Annotated in this window: 20 protein-coding genes; 14 read left to right on the top strand and 6 right to left on the bottom strand. The window is 70.7% G+C overall.

Annotation, left to right across the window (positions count from 1 at the left end):
* Nucleotides 1-31 precede the first annotated feature (31 nt).
* The 12 genes from ABII15_RS06825 to ABII15_RS06770 all read left to right on the top strand — a co-directional run bounded on the left by ABII15_RS06825 (nt 32) and on the right by ABII15_RS06770 (nt 12,590).
* Nucleotides 32-577 (top strand): hypothetical protein, encoded by a 546-nt coding sequence (locus ABII15_RS06825; protein WP_353941368.1) that lies wholly within the window; start codon nt 32-34, stop codon nt 575-577.
* A gap of 144 nt (nt 578-721) precedes the next feature.
* Nucleotides 722-1,633, top strand: a complete 912-nt coding sequence (pdxS, locus tag ABII15_RS06820; RefSeq protein ID WP_353941367.1) for a pyridoxal 5'-phosphate synthase lyase subunit PdxS — start codon at nt 722-724, stop codon at nt 1,631-1,633.
* A 6-nt stretch (nt 1,634-1,639) separates the two neighbouring features.
* Complete coding sequence (gene pdxT, locus ABII15_RS06815; protein WP_353941366.1) at nt 1,640-2,245, top strand: pyridoxal 5'-phosphate synthase glutaminase subunit PdxT; 606 nt, start codon at nt 1,640-1,642, stop codon at nt 2,243-2,245.
* 74 nt (nt 2,246-2,319) lie between these two features.
* Nucleotides 2,320-3,072, top strand: a complete 753-nt coding sequence (locus ABII15_RS06810) for a YebC/PmpR family DNA-binding transcriptional regulator (RefSeq protein WP_111665685.1) — start codon at nt 2,320-2,322, stop codon at nt 3,070-3,072.
* A 105-nt stretch (nt 3,073-3,177) separates the two neighbouring features.
* The gene (ruvC, locus tag ABII15_RS06805) at nt 3,178-3,708 is read left to right on the top strand and encodes a crossover junction endodeoxyribonuclease RuvC (protein ID WP_353941365.1); all 531 of its coding nucleotides are present in this window, start codon (nt 3,178-3,180) and stop codon (nt 3,706-3,708) included.
* A complete protein-coding gene (gene ruvA / locus ABII15_RS06800; RefSeq protein ID WP_353941364.1) occupies nt 3,705-4,316 on the top strand; it encodes a Holliday junction branch migration protein RuvA in 612 nt (203 codons plus the stop codon). The genes ruvC and ruvA overlap by 4 nt, the downstream gene beginning before the upstream one ends.
* Nucleotides 4,317-4,387: 71 nt before the next feature.
* On the top strand, nt 4,388-5,467 hold the full coding sequence (gene ruvB / locus ABII15_RS06795) for a Holliday junction branch migration DNA helicase RuvB (RefSeq protein WP_353941363.1): 1,080 nt from the start codon (nt 4,388-4,390) through the stop codon (nt 5,465-5,467).
* 175 nt (nt 5,468-5,642) lie between these two features.
* Nucleotides 5,643-6,146, top strand: coding sequence for a preprotein translocase subunit YajC (gene yajC, locus ABII15_RS06790; protein ID WP_353941362.1), 504 nt, complete (start codon nt 5,643-5,645; stop codon nt 6,144-6,146).
* A 142-nt stretch (nt 6,147-6,288) separates the two neighbouring features.
* Complete coding sequence (gene secD, locus ABII15_RS06785; protein WP_353946979.1) at nt 6,289-8,061, top strand: protein translocase subunit SecD; 1,773 nt, start codon at nt 6,289-6,291, stop codon at nt 8,059-8,061.
* A gap of 1 nt (nt 8,062) precedes the next feature.
* Nucleotides 8,063-9,196, top strand: a complete 1,134-nt coding sequence (gene secF / locus ABII15_RS06780; RefSeq protein WP_353941361.1) for a protein translocase subunit SecF — start codon at nt 8,063-8,065, stop codon at nt 9,194-9,196.
* 155 nt (nt 9,197-9,351) lie between these two features.
* Nucleotides 9,352-9,891, top strand: coding sequence for an adenine phosphoribosyltransferase (locus ABII15_RS06775; protein ID WP_353941360.1), 540 nt, complete (start codon nt 9,352-9,354; stop codon nt 9,889-9,891).
* Nucleotides 9,892-10,061: 170 nt separating this feature from the next.
* Entirely contained in the window at nt 10,062-12,590 is a 2,529-nt protein-coding gene (locus ABII15_RS06770; protein ID WP_353941359.1) for a RelA/SpoT family protein, read from the top strand.
* 249 nt (nt 12,591-12,839) lie between these two features.
* Here the strand turns inward: ABII15_RS06770 and ABII15_RS06765 are convergent, their stop codons facing one another.
* Both ABII15_RS06765 and ABII15_RS06760 read right to left on the bottom strand, forming a co-directional pair.
* Complete coding sequence (locus ABII15_RS06765) at nt 12,840-14,072, bottom strand: DUF349 domain-containing protein (protein ID WP_353941358.1); 1,233 nt, start codon at nt 14,070-14,072, stop codon at nt 12,840-12,842.
* A gap of 136 nt (nt 14,073-14,208) precedes the next feature.
* Nucleotides 14,209-15,000, bottom strand: a complete 792-nt coding sequence (locus tag ABII15_RS06760; RefSeq protein WP_353941357.1) for a peptidylprolyl isomerase — start codon at nt 14,998-15,000, stop codon at nt 14,209-14,211.
* Nucleotides 15,001-15,146: 146 nt separating this feature from the next.
* On the opposite strand from ABII15_RS06760, the gene ABII15_RS06755 reads away from it, so the two are divergent.
* Together ABII15_RS06755 and hisS are read left to right on the top strand one after the other, a co-directional pair.
* On the top strand, nt 15,147-15,857 hold the full coding sequence (locus tag ABII15_RS06755; protein ID WP_353941356.1) for an MBL fold metallo-hydrolase: 711 nt from the start codon (nt 15,147-15,149) through the stop codon (nt 15,855-15,857).
* A 12-nt stretch (nt 15,858-15,869) separates the two neighbouring features.
* A complete protein-coding gene (gene hisS / locus ABII15_RS06750; protein WP_353941355.1) occupies nt 15,870-17,132 on the top strand; it encodes a histidine--tRNA ligase in 1,263 nt (420 codons plus the stop codon).
* Between the two features lie 153 nt (nt 17,133-17,285).
* Here hisS and ABII15_RS06745 read toward each other — a convergent pair whose 3' ends face one another.
* The 4 genes from ABII15_RS06745 to ABII15_RS06730 are packed head-to-tail and all read right to left on the bottom strand — an operon-like array spanning nt 17,286 to nt 20,831.
* A complete protein-coding gene (locus ABII15_RS06745) occupies nt 17,286-17,909 on the bottom strand; it encodes a response regulator transcription factor (protein ID WP_353941354.1) in 624 nt (207 codons plus the stop codon).
* Nucleotides 17,906-19,123: a sensor histidine kinase gene (locus ABII15_RS06740; protein ID WP_353946978.1), complete on the bottom strand. Its 1,218-nt coding sequence runs from the start codon at nt 19,121-19,123 to the stop codon at nt 17,906-17,908. Before ABII15_RS06740 ends, ABII15_RS06745 begins: the two co-directional genes overlap by 4 nt.
* A complete protein-coding gene (locus ABII15_RS06735) occupies nt 19,099-19,962 on the bottom strand; it encodes an ABC transporter permease (RefSeq protein WP_353941353.1) in 864 nt (287 codons plus the stop codon). Before ABII15_RS06735 ends, ABII15_RS06740 begins: the two co-directional genes overlap by 25 nt.
* Nucleotides 19,959-20,831 (bottom strand): ABC transporter ATP-binding protein, encoded by an 873-nt coding sequence (locus tag ABII15_RS06730; protein ID WP_353941352.1) that lies wholly within the window; start codon nt 20,829-20,831, stop codon nt 19,959-19,961. Before ABII15_RS06730 ends, ABII15_RS06735 begins: the two co-directional genes overlap by 4 nt.
* Between the last annotated feature and the right edge of the window lie 54 nt (nt 20,832-20,885).

Raw genomic sequence — 20,885 nt, 5'->3', positions numbered from 1 at the left:
ACGGGCCGCACCGACGGTAGCCTTGCCGCCCGTGACCGCCACCCTCATCTGGATCGCCGTAGCCCTCTTCGCGATCGGGCTCTACCTGAGCTGGACCGCGGGCCGCCTGGACCGCCTGCACGCCCGAATCGACGCGGCCCGCGCCGCCCTCGACGCCCAGCTCCTGCGCCGCGCCTCCGTCGCCCAGGAACTGGCCACCTCCGGCGTGCTCGACCCGGCCGCCTCCATCGTCCTGTATGAGGCGGCGCACGCGGCCCGGCAGGCCGAGGAGGAGCAGCGCGAGGTCGCCGAGAGCGAGCTCAGCCAGGCGCTCAGAGCGGTGTTCAACGAGCCCGACCAGGTCGAGGCGGTGCGCGAGGCACCCGGCGGCGAGGAGGCCGCGGAGGAGCTGGCCCAGGCCGTGCGCCGGGTCCCCATGGCCCGCCGCTTCCACAACGACGCCGTCCGCGCGGCCCGCGCCCTGCGCCGCCACCGCAAGGTCCGCTGGTTCCGGCTCGCCGGCCACGCGCCGTTCCCGATGGCGTTCGAGATGGACGACGAGCCTCCGGTCGCGCTCGCCGACCGCGCCACGGCCTGACCCGCCCGCCACTGGGCCGCCCTGTCGATCGCAGGCAGAAGGAGCCACCGGCTTCTCATTGGCCCTTGTAGTGGCCTGGTCCGCAGGGGTTTCCTCGGTGCAGCAACAAGCCCTCTTCACAGAGTTCACCGAGTGAGGTCACCCGTGTCCGTCAGCACCCAGTCCCACGAGCCCAACGCCACCGGTACCGCCCGCGTCAAGCGCGGCATGGCCGAACAGCTCAAGGGCGGCGTCATCATGGACGTCGTCACGCCCGAGCAGGCGAAGATCGCCGAGGACGCGGGCGCCGTCGCCGTCATGGCCCTGGAGCGGGTCCCGGCCGACATCCGCAAGGACGGCGGCGTGGCCCGGATGTCCGACCCGGACATGATCGAGGGCATCATCGACGCCGTCTCGATCCCGGTCATGGCCAAGTCCCGCATCGGCCACTTCGTCGAGGCCCAGGTCCTGCAGTCGCTCGGCGTCGACTACATCGACGAGTCCGAGGTCCTCACCCCGGCCGACGAGGTCAACCACAGCGACAAGTTCGCCTTCACGACCCCGTTCGTCTGCGGCGCCACCAACCTGGGCGAGGCGCTGCGCCGCATCGCCGAGGGCGCGGCCATGATCCGCTCCAAGGGCGAGGCCGGCACTGGCAACGTCGTCGAGGCCGTCCGCCACCTGCGCCAGATCAAGAACGAGATCGCCCGCCTGCGCGGCTTCGACAACAACGAGCTGTACGCCGCCGCCAAGGACCTGCGCGCCCCCTACGAGCTGGTCAAGGAGGTCTCCGAGCTGGGCAAGCTGCCGGTGGTCCTCTTCTCCGCCGGCGGTGTCGCGACCCCGGCCGACGCCGCCCTGATGCGCCAGCTCGGCGCCGAGGGCGTCTTCGTCGGCTCCGGCATCTTCAAGTCGGGCGACCCCGCCAAGCGCGCCGCCGCCATCGTGAAGGCCACCACCTTCTACGACGACCCGAAGATCGTCGCGGACGCCTCCCGCAACCTGGGCGAGGCCATGGTCGGCATCAACTGCGACACCCTCCCCGAGGCCGAGCGCTACGCGAACCGGGGCTGGTAGGCACTCATGAGCACCCCCGTCATCGGCGTCCTGGCACTCCAGGGCGACGTACGGGAGCACCTCATCGCCCTGGCCACGGCGGACGCCGTGGCCAGGCCGGTGCGGCGCCCCGAAGAACTGGCCGAGGTCGACGGCCTCGTCATCCCCGGCGGCGAGTCGACCACCATCTCCAAGCTGGCCCATCTCTTCGGCCTCATGGACCCGCTCCGCGCGCGCGTGCGCGAAGGAATGCCGGTCTACGGCACGTGCGCCGGCATGATCCTGCTCGCCGACAAGATCCTCGACCCGCGCTCGGGCCAGGAGACCGTCGGCGGCATCGACATGATCGTGCGCCGCAACGCCTTCGGGCGGCAGAACGAGTCCTTCGAGGCGGCGGTCGAGGTCAGCGGCGTCGAGGGCGCTCCCGTGGAGGGCGTCTTCATTCGCGCCCCCTGGGTCGAGTCCGTGGGCGCGGCGGTGCAGGTCCTCGCCGAGCACGACGGCCACATCGTCGCCGTCCGCCAGGGCAGTGCCCTCGCGACGTCCTTCCACCCGGAGCTCACGGGCGACCACCGGCTCCACGGCCTGTTCGTGGACATGGTGCGTGAGAAGCTCGAGGCGGGATCCTTGTAGGATCTGCGGGGTCCCCCCGCGCTGCTGCCCGGGGAGTTCGTTCATGAGGTTGGTTACGCGAAGGAGACAGGCAGATGTCCGGCCACTCTAAATGGGCTACGACGAAGCACAAGAAGGCCGTGATCGACGCCAAGCGCGGCAAGCTCTTCGCGAAGCTGATCAAGAACATCGAAGTCGCGGCGCGCATGGGCGGCACGGACATCGAGGGCAACCCGACGCTGTACGACGCCATCCAGAAGGCGAAGAAGCAGTCGGTCCCGAACAAGAACATCGACTCCGCGGTCAAGCGCGGCGGCGGCCTCGAGGCCGGCGGCGCCGACTACGAGACGATCATGTACGAGGGCTACGGCCCGAACGGTGTCGCGGTGCTCATCGAGTGCCTCACCGACAACCGCAACCGCGCCGCCTCCGACGTGCGCGTCGCGATGACCCGCAACGGCGGGAACATGGCCGACCCGGGTTCCGTGTCGTACCTGTTCAACCGCAAGGGCGTCGTGGTCGTCCCCAAGGGCGAGCTGACCGAGGACGACGTCCTGGGCGCCGTGCTCGACGCGGGCGCCGAGGAGGTCAACGACCTGGGCGAGTCCTTCGAGGTCCTCTCCGAGGCCACCGACCTGGTCGCGGTCCGCACCGCGCTGGTGGACGCCGGCATCGACTACGACTCGGCCGACGCCAACTTCGTCCCGACCATGCAGGTCGAGCTCGACGAGGACGGCGCGCGCAAGATCTTCAAGCTGATCGACGCGCTGGAGGACAGCGACGACGTGCAGAACGTCTTCGCCAACTTCGACGTCTCCGACGAGGTCATGGAGAAGGTCGACGCCTGACGTGACATCAGCGGCGGGCCGACGGGACACACCCCGTCGGCCCGCCGCTTTGTCAGTGTCACCCGATAGCCTGCACAAACAGGCGATCGAAATGGGGGCAGGGCGTTGCGCGTACTGGGCGTGGACCCGGGGCTGACCCGGTGCGGTGTCGGCGTGGTCGAGGGGGTCGCGGGCCGGCCGCTGACCATGCGCGGCGTCGGCGTGGTGCGGACCCCGCCGGACGCCGATCTGGGCCACCGCCTCGTCGGCATCGAGCAGGGCATCGAGCGGTGGCTCGACGAGCACGAGCCCGAAGTCCTCGCCGTGGAGCGGGTGTTCAGCCAGCACAACGTCCGTACGGTGATGGGCACCGCCCAGGCGAGCGCCGTCGCCATGCTGTGCGCCTCGCGCCGCGGCATCCCCGTCGCCCTGCACACGCCCAGCGAGGTCAAGGCCGCCGTCACCGGCAGCGGCCGCGCCGACAAGGCACAGGTGGGCGCCATGGTGACCCGGCTGCTCCGGCTCGACGCGCCGCCCAAGCCGGCCGACGCCGCCGACGCCCTGGCCCTCGCCATCTGCCACATCTGGCGCGCCCCCGCGCAGAACCGACTGCAGCAAGCCGTAGCGCTGCACGCATCGAAAGGCCGAACCGCATGATCGCCTTCGTCAGCGGCCCCGTCGCCGCACTCGCCCCGGACGCCGCGGTCGTGGAGGTCGGAGGCATCGGAATGGCCCTCCAGTGCACGCCGAACACGCTGTCGACGCTCCGGATCGGCCAGCAGACCAAGCTCGCCACCTCCCTCGTCGTGCGCGAGGACTCGCTCACCCTGTACGGCTTCGCGGACGACGACGAGAAGCAGACCTTCGAACTCCTCCAGACCGCGAGCGGCGTCGGCCCGCGCCTGGCGCAGGCCATGCTCGCCGTGCACAGCCCCGACGCCCTGCGCCGCGCCGTCTCCACCGGCGACGAGAAGGCCCTCACCGCCGTCCCCGGCATCGGCAAGAAGGGCGCCCAGAAGCTCCTCCTGGAGTACAAGGACCGCCTCGGCGAGCCGCTCGGCACCGGCGGCCCGGCGATCGGCACCTCCGTGACCAGCGGCTGGCGCGACCAGCTGCACGCCGCCCTGATCGGCCTCGGGTACGCGACCCGCGAGGCCGACGAGGCCGTCGCCGCCGTCACCCCGCAGGCCGAGGCCGCCGAGGGCACCCCGCAGGTCGGCCAGCTCCTGAAGGCGGCCCTCCAGACGCTCAACCGCACCCGCTAGCAGCCCACCCCGGGCCCCTGATCCCCGTAGATCCCGTAGATCCCGTAGATCCGTAACGCGAGGCACACCACATGAACTGGGACGAGACGACCGACGAAGCCGCCCCGCAGGCAGCCGACCGGCTCGTCGGTGCGTCCGCCGACGGCGAGGACCAGGCCGTCGAGGCGGCCCTGCGCCCCAAGGACCTGGACGAGTTCATCGGCCAGGAGAAGGTCAGGGAACAGCTCGACCTGGTGCTGCGTGCCGCCCGCGCGCGCGGCGCCACCGCCGACCACGTCCTGCTCTCCGGCGCCCCCGGCCTCGGCAAGACCACCCTCTCCATGATCATCGCGGCGGAGATGGCCGCCCCGATCCGGATCACCTCGGGCCCCGCCATCCAGCACGCCGGCGACCTGGCCGCGATCCTCTCCTCCCTCCAGGAGGGCGAGGTCCTCTTCCTCGACGAGATCCACCGGATGTCCCGGCCCGCCGAGGAGATGCTGTACATGGCGATGGAGGACTTCCGCGTCGACGTCATCGTCGGCAAGGGCCCCGGCGCCACCGCCATCCCGCTCGAACTGCCGCCGTTCACGCTGGTCGGCGCCACCACGCGCGCGGGCCTGCTGCCCCCGCCGCTGCGCGACCGCTTCGGCTTCACCGCGCACATGGAGTTCTACGAGCCGGCCGAGCTGGAGCGGGTGATCCACCGTTCCTCCGGACTCCTCGACGTGGAGATCGACCCGGCGGGAGCCGCCGAGATCGCCGGGCGCTCCCGCGGCACCCCGCGCATCGCCAACCGCCTGCTGCGCCGCGTCCGCGACTACGCCCAGGTCAAGGCCGACGGCCACATCAACCGGGACATCGCCGCCGCCGCCCTCGGGGTCTACGAGGTGGACGGCCGCGGCCTCGACCGGCTGGACCGCGCCGTCCTGGAGGCCCTGCTCAAGCTGTTCGGCGGCGGACCCGTGGGCCTGTCGACCCTCGCGGTGGCGGTGGGGGAGGAGCGAGAGACGGTGGAGGAGGTCGCGGAGCCCTTCCTCGTCCGGGAGGGCCTGCTCGCGCGCACCCCGCGCGGCCGGGTCGCCACTCCCGCGGCCTGGGCCCACCTCGGACTCACCGCGCCTCAAGGAAAACCAGGTGCAAGCGGACAAGCGGACCTGTTCGGGGCGTGACGGCGCGCGTCCTCGCCGGTGCTGGAACCCCGGTGCCATGCTGAGCGTTGTTCCCAGATGGCGGACTCGCTTAGACTCCGCCGACGTCGTCCTTGTGATTCAACGGACGACGGCCGACACCACACCCCCGACAAGGCCGCGCATCTGATGCGGTCGTATGAAGGAAGTCCCACCCGTGAGTCCTGTGACCCTCCTCCCGTTCATTGTGCTCATCGGGGCCATGTTCCTGATGACCCGGTCTGCCAAGAAGAAGCAGCAGCAGGCCGCGAATATGCGCAATGAAATGCAGCCCGGTTCCGGCGTCCGCACCATCGGCGGCATGTACGCCACGGTCAAGGAGGTCAACGAGGACACGGTCCTCCTCGACGCGGGCCCCGGCGTCCACCTGATGTTCGCGAAGAACGCGATCGGCGCCGTGCTCTCCGACGACGAGTACAACCGCATCGTCCACGGCCCCGAGGCCGCCGACGACGAGCTGTCCGATGACGCCGTCGTGCCGGACGACGCGTCGTCCCTCACCGAGACCGACGAGACCGCCGCCGACGACTCGCGCATCGACCTCGGCAAGAAGGACGAGGCCGACACGGCCGACGAGACCGCCGAGGCCCCCAAGGCCGACGCGGCCCCCGAGGCCGCTGCCGAGGCGAAGAAGACCGACGGCGAGTCCGACGCGAAGTAGTCACGACCGGAGCCGGGGGGACGTACCGCTTGCGTCCCCCGCGGGTCCGGTTCGTGCGTGACGCGCGCGGATTCTCGACCATTTCATGGCCGTCCAGGCACGCATCCCCGATGCCGGACGGATGGAGAGGGAGTACGAGAAGGTGGCCACACCTAAAAAGAGCCGAGGGGCAGGTACCGGGAGCAAGCCCGGCCGCGCTCTGAGCCTGATCGTGATCGTCATGGTCGCGCTCGTCGGCGGGATGTTCATCTCCGGCACGTTCACCCCCCGCCTCGGCATCGACCTCGCGGGCGGCACCAGCATCACCCTGCAGGCCAAGACCGAGCCGGGCCAGTCCAAGAGCGCCATCAACAAGACCAACATGGACACGGCGGCGGACATCATCAACCGCCGTGTCAACGGCATGGGTGTCTCCGAGGCCGAGGTCCAGACGCAGGGCGCCGACAACATCATCGTCAACATCCCGCGGGGTACGAACGAGAAGCAGGCGCGCGAGCAGGTCGGTACGACCGCTCAGCTCTACTTCCGTCCGGTCCTGACGATGGCCGCCGGCTCCCCGACGGCGGACTCCTCCGCGAGCCCGTCGCCGAGCGCCTCCTCCAGCGGCAAGCCCACGGACAAGGCGACCTCGGGCTCCGGCGAGAAGGCGACCGGCTCGTCGGCCTCCGCGACGCCGTCCTCCTCGGCCACCTCGCAGGGCCGCGCCGTCACCGACGCCCTGAAGGCCGACGCGACGCCCAGCTCCTCCGCGAGCGGCGACGCCAAGGCCTCCGCCTCGCCGTCGGCCAGCGCGAGCGCCTCCGCCGACCCGGCCACGGCCGCGCTGCAGAAGAAGTTCACCGAGCTGGACTGCACCGACTCGGCGGCCCGGACGAAGGTCAACGAGGGCGCCAAGCCGACCGACACCATCGCCGCCTGCGGCAAGGACTCGTCGGGCCAGTGGGCGAAGTACATCCTCGGCCCGTCCGAGGTGAACGGCAAGGACGTCAAGAAGTCCCAGGCCGCCATCAACCAGCAGAGCGGCCAGTGGGTCGTCAACATGGAGTTCACGGGCTCCGGGTCGAAGAAGTTCGCGGCGACCACGGCCAAGCTGAAGGACCAGCAGCAGCCGATGAACCAGTTCGCCATCGTGCTCGACGGCGACGTGGTCTCGGCGCCCAGCGTCAGCTCGGTGCTGAGCTCCAACGCCGAGATCTCCGGCAGCTTCAACCAGCAGTCCGCCCAGGACCTGGCCAACGTGCTGTCCTACGGCGCCCTGCCGCTCACCTTCCACGAGCAGAGCGTCACCTCGGTGACCGCCGCGCTCGGCGGTGAGCAGCTGCACGCCGGTCTGATCGCGGGCGCGATCGGCCTCCTCCTGGTCGTCATCTACCTGGTGGTCTACTACCGGGGTCTGTCGATGGTGGCCCTGGCCTCGCTGCTGGTGTCCGGCATCCTCACGTACACGCTGATGACGCTCCTCGGCCCGGCCATCGGCTTCGCCCTGAACCTGCCCGCGGTGTGTGGTGCGATCGTCGCCATCGGTATCACCGCGGACTCGTTCATCGTGTTCTTCGAACGCATCCGGGACGAGATCCGGGAGGGCCGGTCCGTGCGGCCCGCCGTCGAGCGTGCCTGGCCGCGCGCCCGGCGCACCATCCTGGTCTCCGACTTCGTGTCGTTCCTCGCCGCCGCGGTGCTCTACATCGTGACCGTCGGCAAGGTGCAGGGCTTCGCGTTCACGCTCGGCCTGACCACCCTGCTCGACGTCGTCGTGGTCTTCCTCTTCACGAAGCCGCTGATGACGATTCTGGCCCGCGGGAAGTTCTTCACCGGCCACAAGTGGTCCGGCCTCGACCCCAAGCGCCTCGGGGTCCAGCCGCCGCTGCGCCGCACCCGTCGTACCGCCGGTCCCGTCGACCCGAAGGAGGCGTGAGATGTCGAAGCTCGGCAATCTCGGCGCCAAGCTGTATCGCGGTGAGGTCGGCTACGACTTCATCGGCAAGCGCAAGATCTGGTACGGCGTCTCGATCCTGATCACCATCACGGCCATCCTCGGCCTGACGGTGCGCGGGCTCAACATGGGCATCGAGTTCGAGGGCGGCGCCGTCTTCACGACGCCCAAGACGTCCGTCTCCGCCGCACAGGCGGAGAAGGACGCCGAGGCGGCCGCCGGCGGTCACGACGCGGTCGTGCAGAAGCTCGGCACCGGCGGTCTGCGCATCCAGATCGCGGGCATCGACACCGGCAAGTCGGACCAGATCAAGGAGGACCTGTCCAAGGACCTGGGCATCCCCTCCGACAAGATCAACGCCGACCTGGTGGGCCCCAGCTGGGGTGAGACGATCGCCAACAAGGCCTGGCAGGGCCTGGCCATCTTCATGGTCCTCGTCGTGATCTATCTGGCGATCGCCTTCGAATGGCGGATGGCCATCGCGGCCCTCGTCGCACTGATCCACGACATCACCATCACCGTCGGGATCTACGCCCTGGTGGGCTTCGAGGTCACGCCGGGCACGGTGATCGGTCTGCTCACGATCCTCGGTTACTCGCTCTACGACACGGTCGTCGTCTTCGACTCGCTCAAGGAGCAGACGAAGGGCATCGAGAAGCAGACCCGCTGGACCTACAGCGACATCGCGAACCGCTCGATCAACTCCACCCTGGTCCGCTCGATCAACACCACGGTCGTCGCGCTCCTGCCGGTGGCGGGCCTGCTGTTCATCGGCGGCGGCTTCCTCGGTGCCGGCATGCTGAACGACATCTCTCTGTCGCTCTTCGTCGGCCTCGCCGCCGGTGCGTACTCCTCGATCTTCATCGCCACTCCGCTGGTCGCCGACCTCAAGGAGCGCGACCCGAAGATGAAGGCCCTCAAGAAGCGGGTGCTCGCCAAGCGGGCCGCCGCCGCGGCCAAGGCGGAGGCGGAGCCGGCCGGCTCCGTCCTCGGCCACCAGGCCGACGGTCCGCAGGCGCAGGACGAGCCGGAGGACGCCGCCCCCGCCGGGGCGGGTCCGCGCAACCAGCCGGCCCGAAACCGCGGCCGCGGCCGCCCCTCGGGCAAGCGTCGCTGACCCCTCGGTCACGTACGCGCACGGGCGCCAGGAGCTGCGACGCTCCTGGCGCCCGTGCCTTTTCGGACAGGCACGACTGCTAGGGTTGACGACCGCGCGGACCTGCCGAAACGGGTGCGCGGCCAACTCCATCACCGACCCGCCGAGGTGCAGACATGACCGACATCAAGGAGCTGCTCCTCAGCCGCATCCGTGATGTGCAGGACTACCCGGAGCCCGGCGTCCTCTTCAAGGACATCACCCCGCTCCTCGCGGACCCGTCGGCGTTCACTGCCCTCACCGACGCGCTCGCCGAGCTGTGCGTCCGGCACGGCGCGACCAAGGTCGTCGGCCTGGAGGCGCGCGGCTTCATCCTCGGCGCCCCGGTCGCCATCCGCGCCGGCCTCGGCTTCATCCCCGTACGCAAGGCGGGCAAGCTGCCCGGAGCGACGCTCTCGCAGTCCTACGCGCTGGAGTACGGGACCGCCGAGATCGAGGTGCACGCCGAGGACCTCAGCGCCGACGACCGGGTCATGGTCATCGACGACGTGCTCGCCACCGGCGGCACCGCCGAGGCCGCCCTGCACCTCATCCGCCGGGCCGGCGCCGAGGTCGCGGGCGTCGCGGTCCTCATGGAGCTGGGTTTCCTGCCCGGCCGCGCGCGTCTGGAGCCCGCACTCCAGGACGCCCCGCTCGACGCCCTGCTGGTGGTCTGAAACCGCTGTTCACAGCCGTCAGGGCGGGCCCGGAGGAATCCGGCGCCCGCCTCTGTTGTTTCTCCAGTACAAGGCCGTACCACCGGCCGAATACGTTCGCTGGGCGCCGGATCGATACCATGGGCTCTCAGGGACCTGAACGGGGGACCCGCCGCGCACGAGGAGCGCCGTTGCCAGACGAGGCCAAGCCACTCACCGCCGCCACGCCCGACCACCAGGCTGCGCAGGGCGCGGCTGAATCCGGCACGCCCGCGTCCGGCGCCCCGTCCGTGAACGGCGCGAAGCCCGCTCCGCCGCCCGGAACCAAGGCTGCCGAGTCGCCGCGCCCCAAGCCCGCCGCCGAGCAGCCGCGCGCCACGCCGCCGCCCGTCATCCGTGCCGCCGCGAACCAGCCGGCGGCCCGCTCCGGCTCCTCCAACCGCGTCCGCGCCCGCCTGGCCCGCCTCGGCGTGCAGCGCTCGAACCCGTACAACCCCGTCCTCGAGCCGCTGCTGCGGATCGTGCGCAGCAACGATCCCAAGATCGAGACGTCGACGCTGCGCCAGATCGAGCGCGCCTATCAGGTGGCCGAGCGCTGGCACCGCGGCCAGAAGCGCAAGAGCGGCGACCCGTACATCACGCACCCGCTCGCCGTGACGACGATCCTCGCCGAGCTGGGCATGGACCCGGCGACGCTGATGGCCGGGCTGCTGCACGACACCGTCGAGGACACCGAGTACGGCCTCGACACCCTCAAGCGGGACTTCGGCGACCAGGTCGCCCTGCTCGTCGACGGCGTCACCAAGCTGGACAAGGTCAAGTTCGGCGAGGCCGCGCAGGCCGAGACGGTCCGCAAGATGGTCGTGGCGATGGCGAAGGACCCGCGCGTCCTCGTGATCAAGCTCGCCGACCGCCTGCACAACATGCGCACCATGCGGTACCTCAAGCGCGAGAAGCAGGAGAAGAAGGCGCGCGAGACCCTGGAGATCTACGCGCCGCTCGCCCACCGCCTGGGCATGAACACCATCAAGTGGGAGCTGGAGGACCTCGCCTTCGCGATCCTCTACCCCAAGATGTACGACGAGATCGTGCGGCTCGTGGCCGAGCGCGCCCCCAAGCGCGACGAGTACCTGGCCATAGTGACCGACGAGGTGCAGTCCGACCTGCGCGCGGCCCGCATCAAGGCGACCGTCACCGGCCGCCCGAAGCACTACTACAGCGTCTACCAGAAGATGATCGTCCGCGGCCGGGACTTCGCGGAGATCTACGACCTGGTGGGCATCCGCGTCCTCGTCGACACGGTCCGCGACTGCTACGCGGCACTGGGCACCGTCCACGCCCGCTGGAACCCGGTTCCGGGGCGGTTCAAGGACTACATCGCGATGCCCAAGTTCAACATGTACCAGTCGCTGCACACGACGGTGATCGGCCCGAACGGCAAGCCCGTCGAGCTCCAGATCCGTACGTTCGACATGCACCGCCGCGCCGAGTACGGCATCGCCGCGCACTGGAAGTACAAGCAGGAGGCCGTCGCCGGCGCCTCCAAGGTGCGCTCGGACGCGCCCAAGTCGACCGGCAAGGACGACCACCTCAACGACATGGCGTGGCTGCGCCAGCTCCTCGACTGGCAGAAGGAGACCGAGGACCCGGGCGAGTTCCTGGAGTCCCTGCGCTTCGACCTGTCGCGCAACGAGGTCTTCGTCTTCACGCCGAAGGGCGACGTCATAGCGCTGCCGGCCGGGGCCACCCCGGTGGACTTCGCGTACGCGGTCCACACGGAGGTCGGCCACCGGACCATAGGAGCACGCGTCAACGGACGCCTCGTGCCCCTCGAATCCACGCTGGACAACGGCGACCTGGTGGAGGTCTTCACCTCCAAGGCCTCCGGGGCCGGCCCCTCGCGCGACTGGCTCGGCTTCGTCAAGTCGCCGCGGGCGCGCAACAAGATCCGCGGCTGGTTCTCCAAGGAGCGCCGCGACGAGGCGATCGAGCAGGGCAAGGACGCCATCGCGCGGGCCATGCGCAAGCAGAACCTGCCGATCCAGCGGATCCTGACCGGCGACTCGCTCGTCACGCTCGCCCACGAGATGCGCTACCCCGACATCTCGTCGCTCTACGCGGCGATCGGGGAGGGCCATGTCACGGCGCAGTCCGTCGTGCAGAAGCTCGTCCAGGCGCTCGGCGGCGAGGAGGCCGCCAACGAGGACATCGCCGAGAGCGCACCGCCGTCGCGCGGCCGCTCCAAGCGCCGGTCCAACGCCGATCCGGGCGTGGTGGTCAAGGGCGTCGACGACGTCTGGGTCAAGCTGGCCCGCTGCTGCACGCCCGTGCCCGGCGACCCGATCATCGGCTTCGTGACCCGCGGCAGCGGCGTCTCCGTCCACCGCAGCGACTGCGTGAACGTGGACTCGCTGTCCCGCGAGCCCGAACGGATCCTCGAGGTCGAGTGGGCGCCGACCCAGTCCTCGGTCTTCCTGGTCGCCATCCAGGTCGAGGCGCTGGACCGGTCCCGGCTGCTGTCGGACGTGACGCGGGTCCTCTCGGACCAGCACGTGAACATCCTGTCCGCGGCCGTGCAGACCTCTCGCGACCGGGTGGCCACGTCGCGCTTCACGTTCGAGATGGGTGACCCGAAGCACCTCGGGCATGTGCTCAAGGCGGTACGGGGCGTGGAGGGCGTCTACGACGTCTACCGGGTGACCTCGGCCCGGCGCCCCTGAAAGGGGCGCGGGGAACTGCGCGACCAGCCCTCACCGGGGCCGCACTCGCGAAGGGCGCTGTACTGGCCGTCCCTTGGAGCGCTCACCCCGCGCCGGGGTGCCGCCTTGCCCACCCTGCCGCCCCAGGCGGCAGATTGCCCAAGGCGGCGGGGTGCCCCAGAGGCGGCGGGGCGCCCGAGGCGGGCACCGCACGAGAAACGGCCCCGGGATCAACCCGGGGCCGTTCTACGACCTGCTGTCAGGGGAGCGTCAGCCGCCGAACTCCTGGAGCCCCTTCAGCGCCGAGTCCAGCAGCGCCTGACGCCCGTCGAGCTCCTTCTGGAGCTTGTCGGCCTTGGCGTTGTTGCCCTGGGCGCGGGCCTGCTCGATCTGGCCCCGGAGCTTGTCGACGGCGGCCTGGAGCTGCCCCGTCAGACCGGCGGCACGCGCCCGCGCCTCCGGGTTCGTACGCCGCCACTCGGCCTCCTCCGACTCCTGGAGGGCACGCTCCACGGCGTGCATCCGGCCCTCGACCTTCGGCCGGGCGTCGCGCGGAACATGGCCGATGGCCTCCCAGCGCTCGTTGATCGAGCGAAACGCGGCACGGGCCGCCTTCAGGTCCTCGATCGGGAGCAGCTTCTCGGCCTCGGCGGCCAGCTCCTCCTTGAGCTTGAGGTTCTCGCCCTGCTCGGCGTCACGCTCGGCGAAGACCGAGCTGCGGGCCGCGAAGAAGACGTCCTGGGCGCCGCGGAAGCGGTTCCACAGATCGTCCTCGTGCTCGCGCTGCGCGCGCCCCGCGGCCTTCCAGTCCGTCATCAGCTCGCGGTACCGGGCCGCGGTCGCGCCCCAGTCCTGCGAGTTCGACAGCGCCTCCGCCTCGGCGACCAGCTTCTCCTTCGCCTTGCGGGCCTCCTCGCGCTGCGCGTCCAGCGAAGCGAAGTGGGCCTTGCGGCGCTTGGAGAACGCCGAGCGCGCGTGCGAGAAGCGGTGCCACAGCTCGTCGTCCGACTTGCGGTCGAGTCGCGGCAGCCCCTTCCAGGTGTCCACCAGCGCGCGCAGCCGCTCACCGGCCGCCCGCCACTGCTCGGACTGGGCCAGCTCCTCCGCCTCGACGACCAGCGCCTCCTTGGCGTGCCGCGCCTCGTCGGACTGCTTGGCCTTCTGCGCCTTGCGCTCCTCACGGCGCGACTCGACGGACTCGACCAGCTTGTCGAGCCGCTTGCCGAGCGCGTCCAGGTCGCCGATGGCGTGCGCGTCGGTGACCTGGCCCCGCAGGTGCTCGATCGCCGTCATGGCGTCCTTGGCGGACAGGTCCGTTGTCTGCACCCGGCGCTCGAGGAGCCCGATCTCGACGACCAGGCCGTCGTACTTGCGCTTGAAGTAGGCAAGGGCCTCGTCGGGAGAACCGGCCTGCCAGGAACCGACCTCACGCTCAGTGCCGTCGGCCGAACGCACGTACACGGTCCCCGTCTCGTCGACGCGGCCCCACGGGTCGCTGCTCACAGCGCCTCCTCCACATGATGCCTGCGGGCGGCTCGTGGGCCCCCGGGCATCGTCCACAGTTTCGTCACGGCCAACATAGGCGACCGGCGGGGATGCTGTCCGCATCCCGCGCGACCGAAATTTGGCAACGAACAGGTCAGCCCTTCTCCACTGTCACAGTCGTGACCTTGACGGTCTTCTTCGGTGCACCATCGGTCTGGCTCTGTCCGCCGGCGGCGACCCCGCCCTTCGCGACGGCCTGCACGGCCTTGAGACCGGCCGCGTCCATCTTGCCGAACGGCGTGTACGACGGCGGCAGCTTGCTGTCCTTGTAGACGAGGAAGAACTGGCTGCCGCCGGTGTGCGGCTGGCCCGTGTTCGCCATCGCGACCGTGCCCGCGGGGTAGGTGACGGAGCCGTCCTTGCCCGCCTTGCCGAGCCCGCTCAGGTTCTCGTCCGCGATCGTGTAGCCGGGGCCGCCCGCGCCGGTGCCCTCCGGGTCGCCGCACTGGAGCACGAAGATGCCGGACGTGGTGAGCCGGTGGCACTTCGTGCCGTCGAAGAACTTCTTGTCGGCGAGGTACTTGAACGAGTTGACGGTGTGCGGCGTCTTGGCCGCCTCCATGGCGATCTTGATGTCGCCCTGGCTCGTCTTCATCGCCATCGTGTACGCGGCCTTCTTGTCGACGGCCATCTTCGGCTCGGGCTTCTCCGTGGAGGAGGCGCTCGGGCTGGGGCTCGCCTCGGAGCCCGCGGTGTCCTTCTTGTCGTCACCGCTGAAGGCTCCGGCGGCGTACGCGCCACCGGTGCCCAGGACGGCCACCGCGAGCACGGAGGCGATCACGGTGTTGCGGGTGCGCGCCTTGTGTCGCGCGGCCTCGCGCCGCTGCTGCTGGCGCAGGAACTTCTCCCGGGCGAGCTGACGCTGCCGCTGATCCTTGCTGACCACCGGATCTTCTCCTCGTACGTGTGTATGACCATGACTGGGCCCTTGATTGTGCCCCGTACCGTATATGGGTTCGCTGTGGAATCGGCAGCGCCGGTAGTCTCTGATCTGCCGCATTGCCGCATTCCGACGACAGATGAAGGACGATCGTGCTGATTGCCGGGTTCCCCGCCGGGGCCTGGGGCACCAACTGTTACCTGGTTGCCCCCGCCGCGGGTGAGGAGTGCGTGATCATCGACCCGGGCCACCAGGCCGCCGAGGGAGTCGAGGAAGCGCTCAGGAAGCACCGGCTCAAGCCGGTCGCCGTCGTCCTCACGCACGGGCACATCGACCATGTCGCCTCGGTCGTCCCGGTGTGCGGGGCGCACGACGTCCCGGCGTGGATCCACCCCGAGGACCGCTACATGATGAGCGACCCGGAGAAGGGCATCGGCCGCACCATCGGCATGCCGCTCATGGGCGAGCTCACGGTGGGGGAGCCCGACGACGTGCGGACGCTCGCCGACGGCGCCCGGCTGGAGCTCGCCGGACTCGAGTTCGGCGTCGCGCACGCGCCCGGCCATACCAAGGGGTCGGTGACTTTCCAGATGCCGGAGACGACCGACGTGCCGTCGGTGTTCTTCTCGGGCGATCTGCTGTTCGCCGGCTCCATCGGACGCACCGACCTTCCCGGTGGCTCCATGGACGACATGCTCGAATCGCTGGCCCGCGTGTGCCTGCCGCTCGACGACTCGACCGTGGTGCTCTCCGGACACGGCTCCCAGACGACCATCGGCCAGGAGCGCGCCACCAACCCGTACCTGCGGCAGGTGGCCGCCGGCCAGGGACCCTCCACCGAGGCTCCCCGACGAGGAATGTGACGAAGACTTCCCGTGAGTACTTTCCAGGCCCCCAAGGGCACGTACGACCTGCTTCCGCCGGACTCCGCGAAGTACCTCGCGGTACGTGACGCGATCTCCACGCCGCTGCGCAACTCCGGCTACGGCTACATCGAGACCCCCGGCTTCGAGAACGTCGAGCTGTTCGCGCGCGGTGTCGGCGAGTCCACCGACATCGTGACCAAGGAGATGTACGCCTTCGAGACCAAGGGCGGCGACCGGCTCGCCCTGCGCCCCGAGGGCACGGCCTCCGTGCTGCGCGCCGCCCTGGAGGCCAACCTCCACAAGGCCGGCAACCTCCCCGTCAAGCTCTGGTACTCGGGCTCGTACTACCGCTACGAGCGCCCCCAGAAGGGCCGCTACAGGCACTTCTCGCAGGTCGGCGCCGAGGCGATCGGCGCCGAGGACCCGGCACTCGACGCCGAGCTGATCGTCCTGGCCGACCAGGCGTACCGCTCGCTCGGCCTGCGCGACTTCCGGATCCTGCTCAACTCGCTGGGCGACAAGGAGTGCCGCCCGGTGTACCGGGAGGCGCTGCAGACCTTCCTGCGCGGCCTCGACCTCGACGAGGAGACGCTGCGCCGCGCGGAGATCAACCCGCTGCGCGTCCTCGACGACAAGCGGCCCGACGTCCAGAAGCAGCTCGTCGGCGCGCCCTCGCTGCGCGACTACCTGTGCGACGCGTGCAAGGCGTACCACGAGCAGGTGCGCGAGCTGCTGACCGCCGAGGGCGTCGCCTTCGAGGACGACGAGAAGCTGGTCCGCGGGCTCGACTACTACACGCGTACGACCTTCGAGTTCGTCCACGACGGGCTCGGCTCGCAGTCCGCGGTGGGCGGCGGCGGCCGCTACGACGGTCTCTCCGAGATGATCGGCGGCCCGTCGCTGCCGTCCGTCGGCTGGGCGCTCGGCGTCGACCGCACGGTCCTCGCCCTGGAGGCGGAAGGCGTGGAGCTCCGACTCCCGTCCACGACCAGCGTGTTCGCGGTGCCGCTCGGCGACGAGGCGCGGCGCGTGCTGTTCTCCAAGGTGACCGAGCTGCGCCGGGCCGGGATCTCGGCGGACTTCTCGTTCGGCGGCAAGGGGCTCAAGGGCGCCATGAAGAACGCCAACCGCAGCGGGGCGCGGTTCACGCTCGTCGCCGGTGAGCGGGACCTTGCCGAAGGTGTGGTGCAGCTCAAGGACATGGAGTCCGGCGAGCAGTCCGCGGTCGCGGTGGACCAGGTCGTCGAGGTGCTCCGGGCCAAGCTGGCCTGACGTTCGTCTGCGGGCCGGTGGGGGCTGGTCGCGCAGTTCCCCGCGCCCCTGAGGCATGCGCTGCGCGCAGCCTCCCCTGAAGGCCGCAGGCCTTTCAGGGGCGCGGGGAACTGCGCGAGAAGCCCCACCGGAGCCGCACCCGACGACGAACCCCTACTCCAGCAACCCGAACCGCATCGCGCTGGTGACGGCCGCCGTCCGGTCGTCCACCCCCAATTTCCCGAACGCCCGCAGCAGATGCGTCTTCACCGTCGACTCGGCGACATGCAGACGCCGCCCGATCTCGGCGTTCGTACACCCGTCGGCGACCAGCCGAAGCACCGCCGTCTCCCGCTCGGACAGCCGCGGACGCTCAGGATTCGTCCGCAACTGGTCCACGAGCCGCGCCGCGACGGAGGGCGCCAGCACGGTCTCGCCCCGCGCGGCGGCCCGCACCGCTCCGGCGAGCTCGGCCCGGGCCATGTCCTTGAGCAGATAGCCCGCGGCGCCCGCCTCGACGGCCCGCAGGATGTCCCGGTCCGTCTCGTACGTGGTCAGGACGATCGTCCGGCACGACAGCCCGGCGGCCGTCATCCGCACGATCGACTCGACTCCGTCGCCGCCGGGCATCCGCAGGTCCATCAGGACGATGTCCGGGGCGAGTTCGGCGGCGAGCGCCTCCGCGCGCGGACCGTTCGACGCCTCCGCGACGACCGCCAGGTCCGGCTCGGCGTCGAGCATGGCGCGCAGGCCCTCGCGCACCACGGGGTGGTCGTCGGCGAGCAGGATGCGGATCACGGGAGGTTCCTCTCGGGTACCGGAAGCCGGACGGTCACGGTGGTGCCCGCGCCGGGCGCGCTGTCGACGGCGGCGGTGCCCCCGACCTCGGCGGCGCGCGCCCGCAGCCCGCGCAGACCGAAGCCGGCGCCGGCCGCGCTGGGCGTGAAGCCGGGCCCCGCGTCCCGTACGACGAGGGTCAGGTCCGCCGCCGTGTAGGCGAGCCGGACCTGGACGGCGGTGTCGGGGGCCGCGTGTTTCCGTACGTTGGACAGGGCCTCCTGGCAACCGCGGAGCACCACCACCTCCAGGCCGGGCGCCAACGGCCGTGCCGCGCCGCTGACCCGGACCTCCGCGCCGTGCCGGGCCGCGAGCCGGTGCAGCGCGTCGGGCAGTGAGGCGCCGTCCAGGTCTGCGGGGGCGCCGCCCGCCACGAGCGCCCGGGCCTCCGCGAGATTCTGCCGCGCGGTGTCCGCCATCAGCGCCAGGTGGCGGCGGGCCTGCGGGACGTCCGTCGCCAGCTCCGCCTCGACGGCCTGGACGAGCATCAGGACGCTGGTGAAGCCCTGGGCGAGGGTGTCGTGGATCTCCCGGGACATCCGCTCGCGCTCGGCGAGGGCCCCGCGGTCGGCGGAGAGCTGGGCGACCTCCTCCCGGCTCGCGTCCAGCTCCGCGATCAGATCGGCCCGCTCCCGGCTCTGCTCCATGATCCTGATCGTCCATCCGCCGAAGGCCGCCGAGAAGACGAGCGTCACCACGGCGAACACCGAGTTGAAGAAGAGGTCCCGGCCCCTGATCTCCCACAGCAGGGCCCAGCCCACCACCGGCGCCAGGTTGACGACGGTGACCGCGATCATCGCCCTGCGGTGGCGCAGCGCCATGAAGCACTGCGGGACGAGGGCGAACGCCATCAGCCGTGTCTCGCCGACCAGGACACCCGGCATCAGGTACACGGCGACGGCCCCCGCGATGTACGTTGCCGCCCGGCGCTCGTCCCTTCCCTCGTCCATCAGCACGCGCCGCCCGCAGGCCACGTACCAGGGGATCAGCAGGACCAGCAGACATCCCGCGCCCAGCCGGACGGGCCACGCCGGCTGGGCCGTGCCCAGCACGAACACCAGCGTGGCCAGCCAGACCACCGCGAAGTAGATGTCCCAGAGCCGGAAGGTGCGGTCCCAGACGTGCTCTCCCCGCGGATCGGTACGGGCGTTCACCCGGCGCGTCGGCTCTTCCAGCGGAATGTCAGCAGGCACAGCACCAATCCTCCGACGCACCAGGCACCGAGCACCAGAGCCGCCTTCCCGAACTCCCAGCTGCCCGCCTGCTCCAGGACGTGCGCCGAGTCCGGCAGGAACACCCCGCGCAGCCCCTGGCACAGCCACTTCAGCGGGAACACCGCCCCGATGTTCAGCATCCAGTCCGGGATGGTGTCGATCGAGATGTAGCCCCCGGAGATGAACTGCAGGACCAGGAACGGGAGAACGACGACGGAGGTCGCGCTGCGGCCGGAGCCCGGTACGGAACCGATCGCGATGCCGAGCAGCGCGCACGCCGTGATCCCCAGCAGGAACAGCCACCCGAACGTCAGCCACTTGCCCGGGCTCGACGGCAGCGACACGTCGTAGAACGTCGTGCCGACGGCCAGCAGGACCGCCGTCTCCAGCAGGCCCGTGACGAGGACGAGCCAGACCTTCCCCAGAAAGTACGCGGCCGCGGGCATCGGCGTACCGCGCAGCCGGCGCAGCACCTTCTCGTCGCGCTCGATGGCGATCGAGATGCCCAGCGACTGGAAACTCGTCGACATGATGCCCGCCGCCATCATCGCGGGGACGTACAGCTGCGAGGCGGTGACGCCCGCGCCCCGCACGTCGTCGCTGAAGATCGACGCGAACAGGAACAGGAAGACGACCGGGAAGGCGAAGGTGAACACCACCTGCTCCCGCAGCCGGAAGAACTGCTTGATCTCCAGTGCGCCGCGCCGCAGCCCCAACCGCCAGGCGCCGGGCAGGCGTTCGGTGGTCCGCTCCTCGGTGCCGGACAGGGGTGCGGCCGTCGTGTTCGTCGTCTCGGTCATCGGGCCGACTCCTGGTCCTGTCCGGTGAGGCGGAGGTACACGTCCTCCAGCGTCGGGCGGCCGACCCGCAGGCCGGGGATCTCGCCGTCGAAGCGCCGCGCGAGTTCGGCGACCGTGCGGGTGGGAGTGTCCGTGCGCTCGCTGCGCGGTGTGCCGTCGGGCTCGGTCCACTCGACGGTGGCGTGGCTGCCGTGGCGGTCGCGCAGCTCGGCCGGGGTGCCCTCCGCGACGACCCGGCCGGACGCGATCACCGCGAGCCGCTGCGCGAGCGCCTCCGCCTCCTGGAGGTAGTGCGTGGTCAGCAGGATCGTGGTGCCCTCGGCGGCGAGCATCCGGATCAGCTCCCAGAACCGGTGGCGGGCCGCCGGGTCGAAGCCGGTCGTCGGCTCGTCCAGGAGCAGCAGCTCCGGATCGCCGATGACCCCGAGCGCCACGTCGAGACGGCGCCGCTGCCCGCCGGAGAGCGCCTTGATCCGGGCGTTCGCCTTCTTCTCCAGCCCCACCAGCTCGATGACCCGGTCCGGGTCGCGCGGCTTCGGGTAGTAGTGGGCGAAGTGCCGTACGGTCTCGCGCACCGTCAGCTCCGCCGGCGCCGACTCGTCCTGCCACACGATGCCGACCCGCGACCGCCACGCGCGGCCCGCGCTGCCCGGGTCCGCGCCGAGCACGGTCACCTCACCGCCGTCCCGGGACCGGTTGCCCTGGAGGATCTCCACCGTCGTGGACTTGCCCGCGCCGTTCGGTCCGAGCAGGCCGAAGACCTCGCCCGTACGGATCGTCAGATCGATGCCGTCGACGGCGGTCACGCCGCCGTACCGCTTGCGCAGCTGCCGTACGTCCACCGCGAGTTCCGCTGTCTGTGGGGTCATGCGAACGAGCGTCCACCCGAACCGGGGACTCCGGGCCCTACGGGAGGACATCCT

It is taken from the genome of Streptomyces sp. HUAS MG91 (genome assembly GCF_040529335.1).
Lineage (GTDB): Bacteria > Actinomycetota > Actinomycetes > Streptomycetales > Streptomycetaceae > Streptomyces > Streptomyces tabacisoli.
Note: the sequence above shows the minus strand (reverse complement) of the source record. Positions and strands in the feature narration are given on the sequence as shown.